This is a genomic window from Pseudomonas sp. TH31 (assembly GCF_016650815.1).
In the GTDB taxonomy this organism is placed as follows: domain Bacteria; phylum Pseudomonadota; class Gammaproteobacteria; order Pseudomonadales; family Pseudomonadaceae; genus Aquipseudomonas.
Genome location: NZ_JAEKEZ010000034.1, coordinates 278,218 through 294,056 on the forward strand (window position 1 = coordinate 278,218; position 15,839 = coordinate 294,056).

The window sequence follows — 15,839 nt, forward strand, 5'->3', positions numbered from 1 at the left end:
ATTCAATTGCGCAATGTATTGATCTCGTTTGCCCTGGTGAGCGTTGCAATCCCGGTCGAGGCCAAAGAGCTGATGGCCAATGATCGGTATATGTGTAGCTGGGGTGCGGGGACGGCGGCGAGGGCTCAGGAACTCAAGCTGTCGGGTGTTTCGTTATATGCCGCGCGCCAGAAGCTCCAGGCTTATCCGTTTACCAAGTCGTGGATGCGAATGCTGGCCATGGGCATCACCGAACAAACGTATGACAGCAAGTCGCATTTCAAGCCCGAGGCGATCCGCAAGAGCTTCTATGAAGACTGCGTGAAGTATAAGTTGGCGCGTAAATGAGGGGGTTGCAGAGCCGTTCAACCTGCTAGCTGAACCAATGCTGTCGGCTTGCGATGTTTCATTATGTTTCAGGTATGCCGGCGGCATACGATGATGGCTTCAGGTTGTGTATGGCCATGCTTGCAGCCAAAGGGAACGGAAAAATGAAATCGAATCTCTTCAAAGTCGTGTTGATCGCCGGTGCCTTGCTCCTGAGTGCGTGTTCCGGTTCCGGCATGAGCACTAGCACTTGCTTCTCCGATGGCTGCCAGCAATTTGATGGCCGCAACGCCAACAAGCTGAATTTTGGCGGCAGCGCCATTGGCAACAACTTCAATGAGTACAGTTCCGGGTTGCTGCACGACTAATTGAAAGAGGAGGGACAGGTTGCAGCAAGTGCCTGCCCGGATCATGAAAAAGCCCGCGCAAGGCGGGCTTTGAAAATTGAGTAGGTGGCCGGTGCTGGTCTCCGGCTTACGAGATTTATCAGGCCTCTCACAGAAAAGTTTTGTGCTTTCCTGCCTCACACGGCATAAGGGCTGGATCTCAGCGCGGAGATCTTTCTAACCGTGTACCCTTCGGAGCGCGCCCCACGCGTCCTCGCTATCCTCTTGCGCATCAGTCTGCGTCTTCACCTACACCCTTGAGCATAGCAAAGGGTTTAAATCCCTGGCCGGGCTTTTTAGACCGATTGCTTTCCAGGCGAAGCGTCGCAGGATGGAACGGTGCTATTGCCAGCCCGGCAATATAAGGCTTCGATACAGACGCCTGCCATGCTGAAATAGCGGCCCGTTTCTGTCAGCCATACCGGAGCCGTTACATGAAGCAAGCCGCAGTACTGATCTTCGCCTTATTGCTCACCTCTGGACTGCTCGGCACCCAGGCAGTCGCGGCCGGCGAGGCCGAAGCGGGCGGTAAACTGTTCAGCAAAACCTGCGGCGGCTGCCACCAGGTCGGCGAATCCGCGCGGGGCGGTTTTGGGCCGCAGCTCAATGGCATCATCGGGCGCACGGCCGGCAGCACGACGGACTACCAATACTCCGATGCGATGAAAAACTCTGGCGTGGTCTGGACCCGAGAAAAACTCGCCGCCTACATCGAAAACCCCAAAGGTGTGGTGTCCGGAACCCGGATGATCTTCTGGGGCATCAGCGATCCGGAAAAGATCGAAAACCTGTTGGCTTACCTCCAGACGTTTCAGCCGCAGTGATCTGAATGTCAGCGAAACCGCATCGGGATGGCCTCTGCAAACGGATAGTGCGCAAAATACGGCTTGGCCTCGTCGATGACCCGTTGCACTGAAGGTCGATTCATCAGCCTTTCAAAATAGGCACGCAAATGGCTGGCGTCGTCGGGAAACGCCACGAGCGTGCCGGCATAGAACAACGCCGGGACCGCCGCGCAGTCGGCCATGCTGAACTGCGCGCCGGCCACCCAGATTCTGGACGCCATCTGGTGCTCAAGCATGCGGTACGCCGTCGCCAGCAGGGCGCGTTCTTTGGTCAAATCGCCATGAGTGGCGAACAGGCGATCCGCCACAATCCGCTGCATCGGCACCTGCACATAATGGTCGAAAAACCGATCCCACAAACGCACCTCCAGCGCGCTCTCCCAATCGGCTGGAACCAGCGGATGTTGCCCCGGATAAAACCGGTCCAGGTACTCGATGATGATCGTGCTCTCCGGCACGCTGCGCTGGCGGGCGTGATCGCGGATGACCGGGAATTTGCCGATCGGCCACAGGGCTTGGAGCTCGGCTCTGTCGACCTCATTCCCCAGATCGATGATCCTTTTCTCGAACTCGCTGCCGTTTTCGTAAAGTGCAATCAGCACTTTGTGGCAGAACGACGAGAGCGGATGGTAGTAAAGCGTCAGCGGCATCTTTCAGTTCCTCGGTGAAAGGGTGAGCGCACGACTTGCAAACAGCAAACCCCTTTAAGTATCGATCATGCGCCAGGTAACGGGATGTCTTCCGACCCAACGGTCGTCGACTGCCTGGAGGAAAGTCGCCTGTCAGCTTTACTCAAGGATCGGCAACCATCACCACGAGGAGGCAAGCATGACGAAGGACACGAACGGCGCAAGCGAAGCGGGGGCGGGCGATGCGGCGTCGTCGCTGATCGACGAGCGCATCAGGGAGCTGGGTGATTGGCGGGGTGAGACGCTGGCGCAGATCCGCGCGATCATTCACAAGGCCGACCCCGAAGTGGTCGAAGCAGTGAAGTGGCGGGGCGTTCCGGTGTGGTCCCACGCCGGCATCCTCTGCACCGGCGAAACCTACAAGGCAGCGGTGAAAATGACCTTCGCCAAGGGCGCTTCGCTGGAAGACCCTTCAGGGCTGTTCAACTCCAGCCTGGAAGGCAGCACCCGGCGTGCCATCGATATTCATGAGGGTGAAAAGATTAATGAAAGCGCGTTGACGGCGCTCATTCGTGCCGCCGTGACGCTTAACACCACGAAGCGGGCCAAATGAACTCCACCTTCACGGTGCGATGAAGTCGCGTATCGCCCGAATGGTCTGGGCAGGCGCTTCTTCCATCAGCCAATGGCCGGCCCCCGGCACCACCACTTCCGTGACCTTGTCTGCGGCATTGCGCATCACGATGGCTTCGTTGTTGCCGAAGGATTTCTCACCGCCGACGGCCAATACCGGCATCGTCAGTCGCGTCTTCATCGACGCCTCATTGTCCACGGCATCCTGACGAATGTTGCGCAACAGCGCGAACGCCGCACGCATGACGCCGGGCCGGGCGCCCCGAGGATCTCACGGGGTAATCGTCCCTCATCAGGTAGCCAGAAAACCAACTCGATAACCAACCTGAATAAAAATTCATTTTGCGGGGAACAGGGTGAACGGCCGAGCGCTACAGAATGAGTTCAAACCCGCCAACAGTGTGTTGGCTGAACACAATACTGGAGCTATCCCATGAACACCCTGAAGGTTTTTTTGATCGTGACATTGATGAGTGCCTCTGTCGCCGCGATGGCCGAAAGCGGAGGCGACACCGTCATGGCCAGGATGGAGGCTGCAAGAGCATCCGCGATGACAACGTACCAACAGTCCGGGGCTGCAACTGCAACTGAAACTGCCAGTATTCAGACAACATCGTCTGGCGATACCGCCCGTTCGAATTGATCGTGCACTCACGCCATGAACTTTAAGAAGTCATCCGCTGTATCGGTTAAATAATCGAGGTTCAACAGGCTATGACCCGCCCCTCTCCCACGACAGCAAACTACAGCATTGCGTTGGTTAACTATAAAACACTTGAACTGACTAAAACCTGTCTCGCGTTTTTGCAGGAGGCTTTGCGGGGGACGGGTGTTCCTGTGATTGTGGTTGATAACAACTCCAACGATGCAAGCAGCGATTACCTGCGGACATTGGACTGGATTCAACTGATCGAACGGAAAAGCTCCTGCCCTGAGGCGGGAAATATTGCCCATGGCCGGGCACTGGATCTCGCTTTGGACCATGTTGAAACCGACTATCTGTTTCTGTTGCACACCGATACGTTTATTTACGACCCGGCAGTGTTCGCCATGATGCTTGGTCAGTGCACTGGCCCACGCGAAGTTGCGGCTGTGGGATGCCTGGAGCAATTGGATCGAGGCATCGCTCGTTCAACCTGGCGGATGATTTCACGGTTTTTCAAGCACTACACTCGACGGTATCTGTTAGCGCTGGGCTTCAAGGCAAGAGCACCAAAACCCTATAGAGAAACGCACTTGAAGAGCTTTTGCACGCTATGGAATGCGGCGCTTATCAAGCAATGCGGGTTTCACTTTCAAATGGATGATCGTAATCCAGGTTATGAGTTGCAAGACAGAATGGTTGCGCGGGGCTATCAGGTGGGGTTCATATCGCCGCGAAAGATGTTTAGTTATCTGGATCATATTCAAAGTGGCACCGTTTCAGCGATGGGGGGATATTCGCGCAATCACCGAAGGGTCAAGATGTACGAGCAGATCACCCGAGGGAGCACGTTGAAGGCTTGCTAGTTTGATAGCGCCAGCGCAGGCGCAGTCCTCTGCAGATTTGTCCGACATCCCGGTTCGACAGTCGTTTTCATTCATTTGTCAGCGGCTGCTTTTGGCCAGAAAGCGGACTCGTCTGTCTGGTCCATTGCCCCGGCAACACGCCCTAGGCATCATCATTGACCCGCTACAAGGAAGAGCTCCCATGACAGCAACCACCCTGCACCTGATGTGCGGCAAGATCGCTTCGGGTAAATCGACGCTGGCCAAAGCGCTTGCCGACCAGCACGTGGCGATTCTGCTCAGCGAGGACCGCTGGCTTTCGCAGCTCTATCCGCAAGAGATTCATTCGGTGACCGATTACGTTCGGTACGCGTTGCGTGTACGCGAAGTGTTGGGGCCGTTAGTCGTCGATATGCTGACGGCAGGTGTTTGTGTAGTCCTTGATTTTCCGGCCAACACGGTCGCGAATCGCGAGTGGCTGCGTACCTTGGCAGAGCGTGCCAAGGTGCAGCATTGCCTGCATTATCTGGAGGTGGATGACGATACGTGCCGAGCCAGGTTGCGTGCACGGAACGCGACAGGCGATCACGATTTCGCAGCGACGGATGCCGAGTTTGATCTGATCACCCGCTACTTCAAAGTTCCTGAGGCGCAAGAGGGACTGGCTATCGTTATTCATTCGTAGAACCGTCTTTGCACGCACCACCGACAAAATCGAAGTGCCCCGGGATTTCTGGATGCAGCTGTTTCTGCTTGGGGCGCTTCGAGGCGTCGCTGGTGCGAATGGGGCGAATGACGCCCCACTCCCGCCCGTTCTGTTACTTGCCAGTCGACAATGGCGGTGTGCGAGGAGGGCCCCGGCGCTTCGTCCCTGTCGACTCATACGCCGAAGCCAAGCGCAGCAACGTCGAATCGTCATACGCACGACCTGCAAAGGTCAGCCCGACCGGCATGCCGATGTCCGCCATGACACCCATCGGCACAGTCACAGTCGGCACCCCGAGGTGGCGGATCGCGAGGTTGCCGTTGGCGACCCAGATGCCGTTGCTCCAGGCGATGTCCGCCGACGTTGGATTGACATCGCAATCCGCCGGGCCGACATCGGCGACGGTCGGGAAGAGCACCGCGTCGAGGCCGAGTCGATCCATCCAGTGTTCAAGGTCGAGTCGACGGGTCTGTTCGAGCCCGCGGAGTCCGTCCGGCACGCTGCTGATCTGGTTCCACGGGGTGATGCCGCGCTCGGCCATCCGCACGTATTCGTCCATGCCGGCGGCGAGGTCGCCTTCACGGTTGGGCAGGGTGCCTGGGTCATGCGGGAAGATCAGCGGTCCGTCGACGTCGACCAGGCGATTGAGTTTCGGATCGCCGTTGGCCTGCAGGAAATCATCAAACGCCCAGGCCGTCAGGTCCCACAGTTCATGGTGCAGGAATTCCTTGGAAACGATGCCGCGATTGAACACTGTCGGCGCACCCGGACGATCACCCTCGCAATTGGAGACCAGCGGGAAGTCGACTTCAATGACTTCAGCGCCCGCAGCTTCCAGTGCCTGGCGAGCCTGCTTCCAGAGCTCGATCACCGAAGCGCGGGTGTTGATCCGTTGCCCCGTCGGCCCACCAATCCCCGGCGCTTCAGACGTGCCCGCTTCGGAGTCCGCGTTGATGTACATGCGGGGAACGCCGAGGCGCTTTCCGGCGAGCGCATCGGACGTTACGGCAAGCTCGGCATAAGAGACAGGACGCACCGAGGCGACACTCGGGATCGGTACCCAGGGTTGCATCCGCCACAAATCGCCGCGTGTGTCGGTGTCCTCCGCGACCACCACGTCGAGTACTTCGAGCAGGTCAGCCATGGTTCTGGCAAACGGCACGACAACGTCCATGGTCGGCGTCAATGGCCAGTTGCCGCGCACCGAGATCACTCCGCGCGAAGGCGTGTAGGCGCACAAGCCATTGTTCGAGGCCGGGCCGCGTCCGCTCGACCAGGTTTCCTCCGCCAGACCGAATGCCGCGAAACTCGCCGCGGTAGCGGTACCGGCGCCGTTCGATGAGCCGGACGCGAAGGGCGCGGTCAGGTAGTGCGCGTTGTACGGGCTCTCGGCACGGCCATAGACCCCGCGCTGCATCCCGCCATTCGCCATCGGCGGCATGTTGGTCTTGCCCAGGCAAATCGCCCCGGCCGCGCGCAGGCGTTCGATGGTAAACGCATCGCGATAGGCAATCAGGTTGGCGAAGGCGGGGCTGCCGGAAGCGGCGGTGAGCCCCTTGATCAGATAACTGTCCTTGGCCGTGTAGGGAATGCCATCGAGCGGACCGAGTGTCTCGCCTTTGGCCCGACGGGCATCGCACGCCTGCGCTTCGTTCAGCGCCTCGGGGTTACGCACCACCAATGCGTTGAGGGCGGTGGGGGTGTCGGGGCCGTCGTAGGCATCGATCCGGGCCAGGTAGGCCTGCACCAGTTCAACCGCCGTGGTCTGGCCGGATTCGAGCGCGGCACGCAATTGCGCAATGGAAACTTCGGTGACCTCGATCATGCTGTTACCGCCGACGGCTGATGGGGGGCGCGGGGAATGCTGCTCTGAAAATGGGGGCTCATCTTGGCTCTCGTTGCACTGATTTCCTGGCAGGGGCTGGGCACAATACCCGTCAGTCAAGGCGCAGAACCTGTGGGAGCGAGCCTGCTCGCGATAACGGACTGGCAGACAACACGTGTGTTGAATGTAAGACCGCTATCGCGAGCAGGCTCGCTCCCACAAGGATTGCGCTGTTCAAGTCCTTGACTGACGGGTATCAGGCGCAGGGCCTGCACACTTAGCGCTCTATTTAACACCAAGCCGGAATCGGTGTAACGGTTCGCCTGCCGGTTGTGTCGTCATGAAGACGCGGCAGGCGATGGCTTTCGCAGGTCGGATCAGCTGCCGCGGGTGTCTGGAAGCCTGGCGATCACCTTGATCTCAAAATCAAAACCGTACAGCCACGTGACGCCGACGCCCGTTAGTGTCGGGTGCGGCGCATTGCCCCGGAGTTCGGGCACGATCTTCCAGATTTGTCAGGCGATTTCGTTTTGAGGCGCGCTCATGTCCTTTGGGCGCTATCTACTGGCTTTTTGGCGTTAGTCGGTCATCGGCCGGCGCGATAGAGTGGTCGCAACGTTCCTGGCGCCCCGGATGACCCTACTGATGACCCGCCCTCGATTTTTACCCGACAACTTCACCCTGGCCCTGATCAGCGTGGTGATCCTCGCTAGCTTCCTGCCTGCCAGCGGCCAGGTCGCGGTCGGTTTTGGCTGGCTGACCAACATCGCCATTGCCCTGCTGTTTTTTCTGCATGGCGCCAAACTCTCGCGCGAGTCGATCATCGCCGGCGCCGGTCATTGGCGCCTGCATTTGCTGGTGTTCAGCCTGACCTTCGTCCTGTTTCCGCTGCTGGGCCTGGCACTCAAACCGGTGCTGTCGCCACTGGTCGGCAACGATCTGTACATGGGCATGCTCTACCTCTGCGCGCTGCCCGCCACCGTACAGTCGGCGATTGCCTTCACCTCTCTGGCGCGTGGCAACGTTCCGGCGGCGATTTGCAGTGCGGCGGCGTCCAGCCTGTTCGGGATCTTTCTCACGCCGTTGCTGGTGACGTTGCTGTTGAACGTACACGGCGAGGGCAGTTCGACCCTCGATGCGATTCTGAAAATCAGCGTGCAACTGCTGCTGCCGTTCGTGGCCGGGCAGATCGCCCGGCGCTGGGTCGGCAACTGGGTGGCGCGTAACAAGACCTGGCTGAAATTCGTCGATCAGGGCTCGATCCTGCTGGTGGTCTACGGTGCTTTCAGCGAGGCAGTGAACGAAGGCATCTGGCACCAAATCCCGCTCTGGGAGCTGGCTGGGCTGGTGGTCGCTTGCTGTGTCGTACTCGCCCTGGTATTAATCGCGTCCACCGTGCTGAGCAAAGCCTTCGGCTTCAATCAGGAAGACCGCATCACCATCCTCTTCTGCGGCTCGAAGAAAAGCCTGGCGACCGGCGTGCCGATGGCCCAGGTGCTGTTCGCTGGCAGCACGTTGGGCGTGTTGATTCTGCCGTTGATGTTGTTTCACCAGATTCAATTGATGGTCTGTGCGGTGTTGGCGCAGCGTTATGCCAATCGCACGGAAACGGTGGCTGAAATGATGGGGCAGGTGGATCCTTGATCGGCTTCGATCATATGGGCGCGGGCGACGTCGACTGCAACGCCGATGAGTGACTTCCAATGAATTTATGCCCATTACCGGCCAAGTAATGTAACTGGCGTAATTGCACCAAGCGTTGCATTCGATATTCCCGTTGATCCATTGGGACTCTCGATTCCAGGGCCTGCGCAGGTACTTGCTGAGCGCATTTCACACCGGTAATGGGTCTCTGCGGTTTAAGCCGTAGAGGGTGTTCCCGGTTTCTTCCCTTCGGTCCACCGTTCCTCTGCCGGGCAAATGCCGGCGTCATCTTCTCTTGCATAGCCTGAAGTTCTTTGCTAGCTTCGCTGAAAATGTTATCGATAACATTTGCTCCAAAACAATAAAAACAATAGAGAATTTCGCCATGAAAACGCTTCCGAAAACCCTGTGTTTGCTGGCTCTGAGTGTTAGTTTTTCCCTTGCCGGCCCTGCCAGTGCGGACACCCCGTCCAAGCCCCTGCGTATCGGCGCTTCCTTCCAGGAAATCAACAACCCCTATTTCGTCACCATGAAAGATGCCTTGCAGGACGCCGGCGGCAGCATCGGTGCGCAACTGATCATCACCGACGCCCGCCACGACGTGTCCAAGCAAGTCAGCGACATCGAAGACATGCTGCAAAAGGGCATCGACATTCTGATCATCAATCCTACCGATTCGGTCGGCGTGCAGTCGGCAGTCAAGTCTGCCCATGCGGCCGGTGTCGTGGTGGTGGCGGTGGATGCCCAGGCTGATGGGCCGCTCGATTCCTTCGTCGGTTCGAAAAACTTCGACGCCGGGTTCCAGGCCTGCGAATACCTGGCGAAGAGCATTGGCAACAAGGGCGATATCGCCATCCTCGATGGCATTGCGGTGGTGCCGATCCTTGAGCGTGTGCGCGGCTGCAAAGACGCCATCGGCAAGCACCCGGAGATCAAGATTGTCAGCATCCAGAACGGCAAGCAGGAGCGTGATCAGGCGCTGACGGTCACCGAAAACATGCTGCAGGCGCAACCGGGTCTCAAGGGGCTGTTCAGCGTCAACGACAACGGCTCCCTCGGCGCCTTGTCGGCCATCGAAGCCAGCGGTCTCGACGTCAAACTGGTCAGCGTCGACGGTGCACCCGAGGCGATCAAGGCCATTCGCAAACCCGGCAGCAAATTCATCGCCACCTCGGCGCAGTTCCCCCGCGACCAGATCCGCCTCGCCCTCGGCGTGGCCCTGGCGAAGAAGTGGGGGTCGCAAGTCCCTGCCGCCATCCCGGTGGACATCGCGTTGATCGATCAGGCCAAGGCCAAAGACTTCAGTTGGTAAGTACCTGCGCACCCGGCGCAACACGCCGGGTGCGGTCATTGGGGGTGAATCAATCGAAGGGTGAGGTCGGCGGTATGAGCAGTCTTTTGAAACTGGAAAATATCTGTAAATCCTACCCCGGTGTGCAAGCACTCAAAGGCATCGACCTGGAAGTGCAGCGCGGGGAAATACACGCATTGCTCGGTGAGAACGGCGCCGGCAAGTCGACGCTGATGAAAATCCTGGTAGGCGTTGAGCACCAGGACCAGGGGCAGATCCTGATCGATGGCCAGGCGCAGCAATTTGCGACGTACCACGACGCAATCGCCGCTGGCATCGGCATCGTGTTTCAGGAGTTCAGCCTGATCCCGTACCTCAATGCGGTAGAGAACATCTTCCTCGGTCATGAACGAGTGAATGGTTTGGGTTTGCTGCGCAAACGCCAGATGCAGGACAAGGCGAGGGCGTTGTTCGTTCGATTAGGCGTGAGTATCGACCTGCAATGCCCGATCAAATACCTGAGCGTGGCCGAACAGCAGTTCGTCGAAATCGCCAAGGCCCTGGCGCTGGACGCGCGTTTGTTGGTGCTCGACGAACCCACCGCGACCCTTACGCCCACCGAAGCCGAATTGCTGTTCGAGATCATGCGTGAGCTCAAGCGCCAGGGCGTGGCGGTGATTTTCATCTCCCATCACCTGGAAGAGATTTTCCAGGTGTGCGACCGCATCAGTGTATTGCGCGACGGCAGTAATGTCGGGGTCACCGATGTGGCGGACAGCGACATCGATCGGCTGGTGGAAATGATGGTCGGCCGGCGTCTGGAGTGCAGTTTTCCGCCGAAGACGCAAAAGCCTCGCGGCCCGGTGCTGCTTGAGGTCAAGGACATTCAGCTGATCCGCAACGGCCCGCACAACCATTTCGAACTGCATCAGGGCGAGATTCTTGGCTTCGCCGGGCTGGTCGGTTCCGGTCGCACCGAACTGGCGTTGGCGGTGATCGGTGCCTTGCCGGTGATCAGCAAGGAGGTACGCGTGCGCGGGCACAGTGTCAGCCTGCGCGACCCGGCCCAGGCGCTGGAGCAAGGCATCGGCTTGCTGCCGGAGAGCCGCAAGAGCGAAGGGCTGATCACCGGTTTCAGCATCCGCGAAAACATCTCGCTCAATAACCTGAAGAAGTACGAGCACTACCACCTGCTCGATCAGGGCCAGGAGTGCCGCACCACCGAAGCCTTGATGAAACAACTGTCGATCAAGGCGCCCAGCGGCGAGAGCCGGGTGTTCAACCTCAGTGGCGGCAATCAGCAGAAAGTGGTGATTGCGCGCTGGATCAACCACCACTGCGACATCCTGATTTTCGACGAACCCACACGCGGCATCGATGTCGGCGCCAAGGCCGAAATCTATGCGCTGATGCGTGCCCTGACCGAACAGGGCTACGCGATCATCATGATTTCTTCGGAATTGCCGGAAGTCATCGGCATGTGCGACCGCGTGGCGGTCTTCAACAAGGGCGCCATCGTCAAAGTGCTGGAAGCAAGCGCCGTCAACCCGCAGGAAGTCATGCGCTACGCCACCGGGAGCCAGAATGAATACCTCCATTAATACCCTCGATCAATTGCGGCTGCGCTTCAATTTCGCACGCCTGACCCGTTCGCCAGCGTTCTTTCCCTTTGTCGGGCTGCTGGTGGTGACCCTGTTCATGATCTTCGCCAGCGACAAGTTCCTGACCTCGGCCAACCTGGAAAATATCGCCCGGCAAGTGTCGATCAACGCGATCATCGCGGTCGGCATGACCTGCGTGATCCTCACCGGCGGCATCGACTTGTCGGTGGGGCCGGTCATGGCCTTGTCCGGCACCTTGACCGCCGGGCTGATGGTCGCCGGGTTGCCGCCGGGCCTGGCCATTGGCGCCGGGATGCTGGTGGGCGTGGCGTTCGGCATCGGCAACGGCTTGTTCGTCGCATACCTGCACATGCCACCGATCATCGTCACCCTCGCGACCATGGGCATCGCCCGGGGCTTGGGCTTGATGTACACCGACGGCTACCCGATTTCCGGGTTGCCGGACTGGTTCGGTTTTTCGGCCGCGAGAGTCTGTTGGGCGTGCAGGTGCCGATCCTGATCATGCTCGTGACCTACCTGGTGGCGTATGTGCTGCTGCAACACACGCGTATCGGTCGCTACATCTACGCCATCGGCGGCAATGAGGAGGCGGTGCGGTTGTCCGGTGTGCGAGCGCCGCGCTTCAAGTTGCTGGTGTACGGCATCAGCGGTTTGACCGCTGCCATCGCCGGGCTGGTATTGACTTCACGCTTGATGAGCGGCCAGCCGAATGCCGGGGTCTCGTTCGAACTGGACGCGATTGCCGCCGTGGTTCTGGGCGGCGCATCGATTGCCGGCGGGCGCGGGGTGATCCTCGGCACGCTGGTCGGGGCCATGTTGCTGGGCGTACTCAACAACGGCTTGAACATGCTCGGGGTGTCGCCGTACGTCCAGAGCGTGATCAAGGGCGGGATCATCCTGCTGGCGATTTTTATCAGTCGCCAGCGGCACACGTAAGCACTTATTGAATCAGTCATTTCCGCACGGCATGACAGCGCCGTGACGGGTTCTCTCATGCTCGAAAAAGGTAAAAGATCATGGACAATAAACCCCAAAACCTGATGCAAGCGGTTGTCTGCCACGGTCCGAAAGACTATCGCCTGGAGCGCATCGGCAAGCCGCAAGCGCGGCCCAATGAACTGGTGATCCGCATCGCCGCCTGCGGCATCTGCGCCAGTGACTGCAAGTGCCATTCCGGTGCGGCGATGTTCTGGGGTGGCGACAACCCGTGGGTCAAGGCGCCGGTGGTGCCGGGTCACGAGTTTTTCGGGTATGTGGAACAGGTGGGCGAGGGCGCCGAGGAACACTTCGAGGTGCAGGTCGGTGACAAGGTGATTGCCGAGCAGATCGTGCCGTGCGGCAAGTGCCGATTCTGCAAGTCCGGCAAGTACTGGATGTGCGAAGTGCACAACATCTTCGGCTTCCAGCGCGAAGTCGCCGAGGGCGGCATGGCGCAGTACATGCGCATTCCGAAAACCGCCATCGTGCACAAGATCCCGGAGTCGGTTTCGCTGGAAGACTCGGCATTGATCGAACCGATGTCCTGCGCCATCCACACCGTCAATCGCGGTGACATCCAGCTCGATGACGTGCTGGTGATTGCCGGTGCCGGCACCCTTGGGTTGTGCATGGTGCAAGTGGCGGCGCTGAAAACGCCGAAAAAACTGGTGGTGATCGACATGGTCGACGAGCGTCTGGAACTGGCCAGGCAGTATGGCGCCGACGTGGTGATCAACCCGTCCCGGGACGATGCCCGCGCCATCATCAACAGCCTGACCGACAACTACGGTTGCGACGTGTACATCGAAACCACAGGCGTACCGGCGGGCGTGACCCAAGGCCTGGAGCTGATCCGCAAGCTCGGGCGGTTTGTCGAGTTCAGTGTGTTCGGCGCCGAAACCAGTGCCGACTGGTCGATCATCGGCGACCGCAAGGAACTCGACGTCCGCGGCGCGCACCTCGGACCTTATTGCTACCCGGTGGCCATCGATCTGTTCGAACGCGGCCTGGTGACCTCCAAAGGCATCGTCACTCACGACTTCGCGCTCGACAATTGGGAAGAGGCCTTTGCCCTGGCCAACTCGGTGAAGTCGATCAAGGTCTTGTTGAAGCCAGGCCAGTAAGGCGAGGGGAAGGCTATGGACTACGTCATTGGCGTGGATATCGGTACGCAAAGTACCAAGGCATTGCTGGTCGATGACCAGGGCCGGATTGTCGCCCAGCACAGCCAGGGCTATCGGGTGGACACGCCGAAAGTGCGCTGGGCCGAGCAGTGGCCGCAGGTCTGGCTGGATGCCGTGCAAGCGTGTGTGGTCGGTTGCCTGCAAGGCGCCGGCGTGCCGCGCGAGCACATCAAGGCGCTGTGCATCAGCAGCCTGTACGGCGGCTCGGGGATTGCCGTCGATGCGGACTTGCAACCCTTGCACCCGTGCCTGATCTGGATGGACCGCCGGGCCGGCGAACAAGTGGAATGGGTACGGGAGAACATAGACCTGGAGCGACTGTTCGATATCACCGGCAACTCGGTCGACAGTTATTACGGCTTCACCAAGATGCTCTGGCTCAAGCAGCACCAGCCGCAGGTGTGGCGCCAGACCCGCTACCTGCTGCCGCCCAACAGCTACATCAACTATTGCCTGAGCGGTGAACTGGCGGTGGATCACAGCTCCGCCGGCAACATCGGCGGCGTCTACGACGTGGCCGGGCGTTGCTGGTCGGTGGAAATGCTCGATGCGCTGGGCATTTCGCCGAGCCTGATGCCCGAGCGCTTGCTGTATTCCGGTGAAGTGGTGGGTGGTTTGCTGCCGGAGTGGGCCGAACGCCTGGGCTTGCCGTTGGGCCTGCCGATTCTGGCCGGTGGCGTCGATGCGGCCATGGCTACTTTGGCGGCGGGCGTGACACGGCCCGGCAACCATGTGGCGATGATCGGCACCAGCATGTGCTGGGGTTATCTGAACCAGCAGGTCGATGCCCGCCATGGGCTGGTGAGCATGCCCCACGTCTATAACGGCCATCGCGACTTGTACATTTTCGGTGGCGCGATTACCGCCGGGGCGTCGGTCAACTGGTTCCGCGAGCAGTTCTGTCAGGCCGAAGAGCTGCAAGCACAACACAGCGGTAAAGACAGCCATTGGTTGTTGGAGCAGCAGGCGGCGAAGATTCCGCCGGGCAGTGAGGGGCTGCTGTTTCTGCCGTATTTGATGGGTGAGCGCAGCCCGGTGTGGGACGACCGCGCCAGTGGCAGCTTTGTCGGCCTCAACCTCTATCACAGCCGCATCCACCTGTACCGCGCGGTGTTGGAAGGGGTGAGTTTTGCCCTGCGCCACAACATCGAGGCCGGCACTCGCGGTGCTCATTCACTGGACCCACGGTTGATCGTGGTCGGTGGCGCCAGTCATTCCGATTTGTGGATGCAGATCATCGCCGACATTACCCACTACCCGGTCTACACCATCGTCCAGGAAGTCGAAGCGGCCCTCGGCGCGGCGTTGCTGGCGGCCCACAGTGTGGGCCTGGTGGACGACCGGCAAATGGACCAGGGTTGGGTGCAATTACAGCAGCGGGCAGAACCGATCGCCGGCAACGTTGCCGCCTATGACCATGCCTTTGCCGACTACCTGCGCTTGTATCCGGCCCTGAAACCGATCATGCACAGCCTGCAACAGAGCTGAGCCACGGAGCATACACATGAGCGGGATCAGTTTTGATTTCAGCCAGCAACGGATTCTGGTCACCGGTGCCAGTAGCGGCATCGGCCTGGAGATCGCCTGTCAGTTGATGGCCTGCGGTGCCCAGGTATTTGCCTTGGGCCGCAATCCTCAAGCGTTGCAACAGTTACATGCCGATGGCTGCGAGGTGCTGGCGGTGGATGTGGCCGACAGCGTGGCGCTGGAACAGGCCCTGGATACGCTGCCGGTGATGCACGGGCTGGTCAATTGCGCCGGTATTTCGCTGCTGGAGTCCGCCCGTGGCATTACTGCCGAAGGGTTCGACCGGGTGATGGCGGTGAATGCCCGGGCGGCGGCCTTGATCGCCAGCCGAGTGGCGGCGGCGATGATCGATGCGGGTGTGCGCGGCAGCATCGTCAACCTGTCGAGCCAGGCCTCGTTGGTGGCGCTGGACGATCACTTGGCCTATTGCGCCTCGAAAGCTGCGCTGGACGCCATGACCCGCGTGCAGTGTGCGGAGTGGGGCCGGCATGGGATCCGGGTCAACAGTGTCAACCCGACCGTCACGCTGACGCCAATGGCTGAAGCCGCCTGGGCGTTACCGGCCAAGCGTGATCCGGTGCTGGCAGCGATCCCCCTTGGGCGATTTGCCGAGTCGACGGAAGTGGCGCTGCCGGTGCTGTTTTTGCTCAGTGTCGGGGCCAGCATGATCAGCGGCGTCAGCCTTGCGGTAGATGGTGGCTACACCGCGCGCTGACGGCCCGGACGTCGCCATGTTAGCCTTGCGACTCACGCCTAAATTCCAGGCCAGCCAAAG

General features: G+C 59.8%; 15 protein-coding genes and 3 pseudogenes. 14 read left to right on the top strand and 4 right to left on the bottom strand.

Annotated features, from left to right (window positions below; all coding sequences use genetic code 11):
- Positions 1-6: 6 nt before the first annotated feature.
- From JFV26_RS29795 to JFV26_RS29805, 3 genes are all read left to right on the top strand, one after another.
- On the top strand, positions 7-327 hold the full coding sequence (locus JFV26_RS29795) for a hypothetical protein (protein WP_201197224.1): 321 nt from the start codon (positions 7-9) through the stop codon (positions 325-327).
- A gap of 143 nt (positions 328-470) precedes the next feature.
- Complete coding sequence (locus JFV26_RS29800; protein ID WP_201197225.1) at positions 471-674, top strand: hypothetical protein; 204 nt, start codon at positions 471-473, stop codon at positions 672-674.
- A 452-nt stretch (positions 675-1,126) separates the two neighbouring features.
- Positions 1,127-1,516, top strand: a complete 390-nt coding sequence (locus JFV26_RS29805; RefSeq protein WP_201197226.1) for a c-type cytochrome — start codon at positions 1,127-1,129, stop codon at positions 1,514-1,516.
- Positions 1,517-1,524: 8 nt separating this feature from the next.
- Here the strand turns inward: JFV26_RS29805 and JFV26_RS29810 are convergent, their stop codons facing one another.
- On the bottom strand, positions 1,525-2,187 hold the full coding sequence (locus JFV26_RS29810) for a glutathione S-transferase family protein (RefSeq protein WP_201197227.1): 663 nt from the start codon (positions 2,185-2,187) through the stop codon (positions 1,525-1,527).
- A gap of 178 nt (positions 2,188-2,365) precedes the next feature.
- Between JFV26_RS29810 and JFV26_RS29815 the strand changes: the two genes are divergently transcribed.
- The gene (locus JFV26_RS29815) at positions 2,366-2,779 is read left to right on the top strand and encodes a DUF1801 domain-containing protein (protein WP_201197228.1); all 414 of its coding nucleotides are present in this window, start codon (positions 2,366-2,368) and stop codon (positions 2,777-2,779) included.
- A gap of 9 nt (positions 2,780-2,788) precedes the next feature.
- Here JFV26_RS29815 and JFV26_RS29820 read toward each other — a convergent pair.
- A pseudogene (locus JFV26_RS29820) lies at positions 2,789-3,058 on the bottom strand (alpha/beta fold hydrolase); the annotation flags it as partial.
- A gap of 174 nt (positions 3,059-3,232) precedes the next feature.
- Here JFV26_RS29820 and JFV26_RS29825 point away from each other — a divergent pair.
- The 3 genes from JFV26_RS29825 to JFV26_RS29835 all read left to right on the top strand — a co-directional run bounded on the left by JFV26_RS29825 (position 3,233) and on the right by JFV26_RS29835 (position 4,972).
- Positions 3,233-3,442, top strand: a complete 210-nt coding sequence (locus JFV26_RS29825; RefSeq protein WP_201197229.1) for a co-regulatory protein PtrA N-terminal domain-containing protein — start codon at positions 3,233-3,235, stop codon at positions 3,440-3,442.
- A 71-nt stretch (positions 3,443-3,513) separates the two neighbouring features.
- Positions 3,514-4,308 (top strand): glycosyltransferase, encoded by a 795-nt coding sequence (locus tag JFV26_RS29830; protein ID WP_201197230.1) that lies wholly within the window; start codon positions 3,514-3,516, stop codon positions 4,306-4,308.
- 181 nt (positions 4,309-4,489) lie between these two features.
- On the top strand, positions 4,490-4,972 hold the full coding sequence (locus tag JFV26_RS29835; protein ID WP_201197231.1) for an AAA family ATPase: 483 nt from the start codon (positions 4,490-4,492) through the stop codon (positions 4,970-4,972).
- Between the two features lie 133 nt (positions 4,973-5,105).
- Here JFV26_RS29835 and JFV26_RS29840 read toward each other — a convergent pair whose 3' ends face one another.
- Both JFV26_RS29840 and JFV26_RS33895 read right to left on the bottom strand, forming a co-directional pair.
- Positions 5,106-6,818 (bottom strand): amidase, encoded by a 1,713-nt coding sequence (locus JFV26_RS29840; RefSeq protein ID WP_201197232.1) that lies wholly within the window; start codon positions 6,816-6,818, stop codon positions 5,106-5,108.
- 377 nt (positions 6,819-7,195) lie between these two features.
- A pseudogene (locus JFV26_RS33895) lies at positions 7,196-7,333 on the bottom strand (RidA family protein); the annotation flags it as partial.
- Between the two features lie 130 nt (positions 7,334-7,463).
- Here JFV26_RS33895 and JFV26_RS29845 point away from each other — a divergent pair.
- The 7 genes and pseudogenes from JFV26_RS29845 (at position 7,464) to JFV26_RS29875 (ending at position 15,779) form a co-directional block, all read left to right on the top strand.
- Positions 7,464-8,462: a bile acid:sodium symporter family protein gene (locus tag JFV26_RS29845; protein WP_201197257.1), complete on the top strand. Its 999-nt coding sequence runs from the start codon at positions 7,464-7,466 to the stop codon at positions 8,460-8,462.
- Between the two features lie 385 nt (positions 8,463-8,847).
- Positions 8,848-9,774 (top strand): substrate-binding domain-containing protein, encoded by a 927-nt coding sequence (locus tag JFV26_RS29850; protein ID WP_201197233.1) that lies wholly within the window; start codon positions 8,848-8,850, stop codon positions 9,772-9,774.
- 74 nt (positions 9,775-9,848) lie between these two features.
- The gene (locus JFV26_RS29855) at positions 9,849-11,354 is read left to right on the top strand and encodes a sugar ABC transporter ATP-binding protein (protein WP_201197234.1); all 1,506 of its coding nucleotides are present in this window, start codon (positions 9,849-9,851) and stop codon (positions 11,352-11,354) included.
- A pseudogene (locus JFV26_RS29860) lies at positions 11,338-12,311 on the top strand (ABC transporter permease). Before JFV26_RS29855 ends, JFV26_RS29860 begins: the two are co-directional and overlap by 17 nt.
- Before the next feature lie 80 nt (positions 12,312-12,391).
- On the top strand, positions 12,392-13,477 hold the full coding sequence (locus tag JFV26_RS29865) for an alcohol dehydrogenase catalytic domain-containing protein (RefSeq protein ID WP_242487945.1): 1,086 nt from the start codon (positions 12,392-12,394) through the stop codon (positions 13,475-13,477).
- 15 nt (positions 13,478-13,492) lie between these two features.
- On the top strand, positions 13,493-15,025 hold the full coding sequence (locus JFV26_RS29870; RefSeq protein WP_201197235.1) for an FGGY-family carbohydrate kinase: 1,533 nt from the start codon (positions 13,493-13,495) through the stop codon (positions 15,023-15,025).
- 16 nt (positions 15,026-15,041) lie between these two features.
- Complete coding sequence (locus JFV26_RS29875; RefSeq protein ID WP_201197236.1) at positions 15,042-15,779, top strand: SDR family oxidoreductase; 738 nt, start codon at positions 15,042-15,044, stop codon at positions 15,777-15,779.
- Positions 15,780-15,839 lie beyond the last annotated feature (60 nt).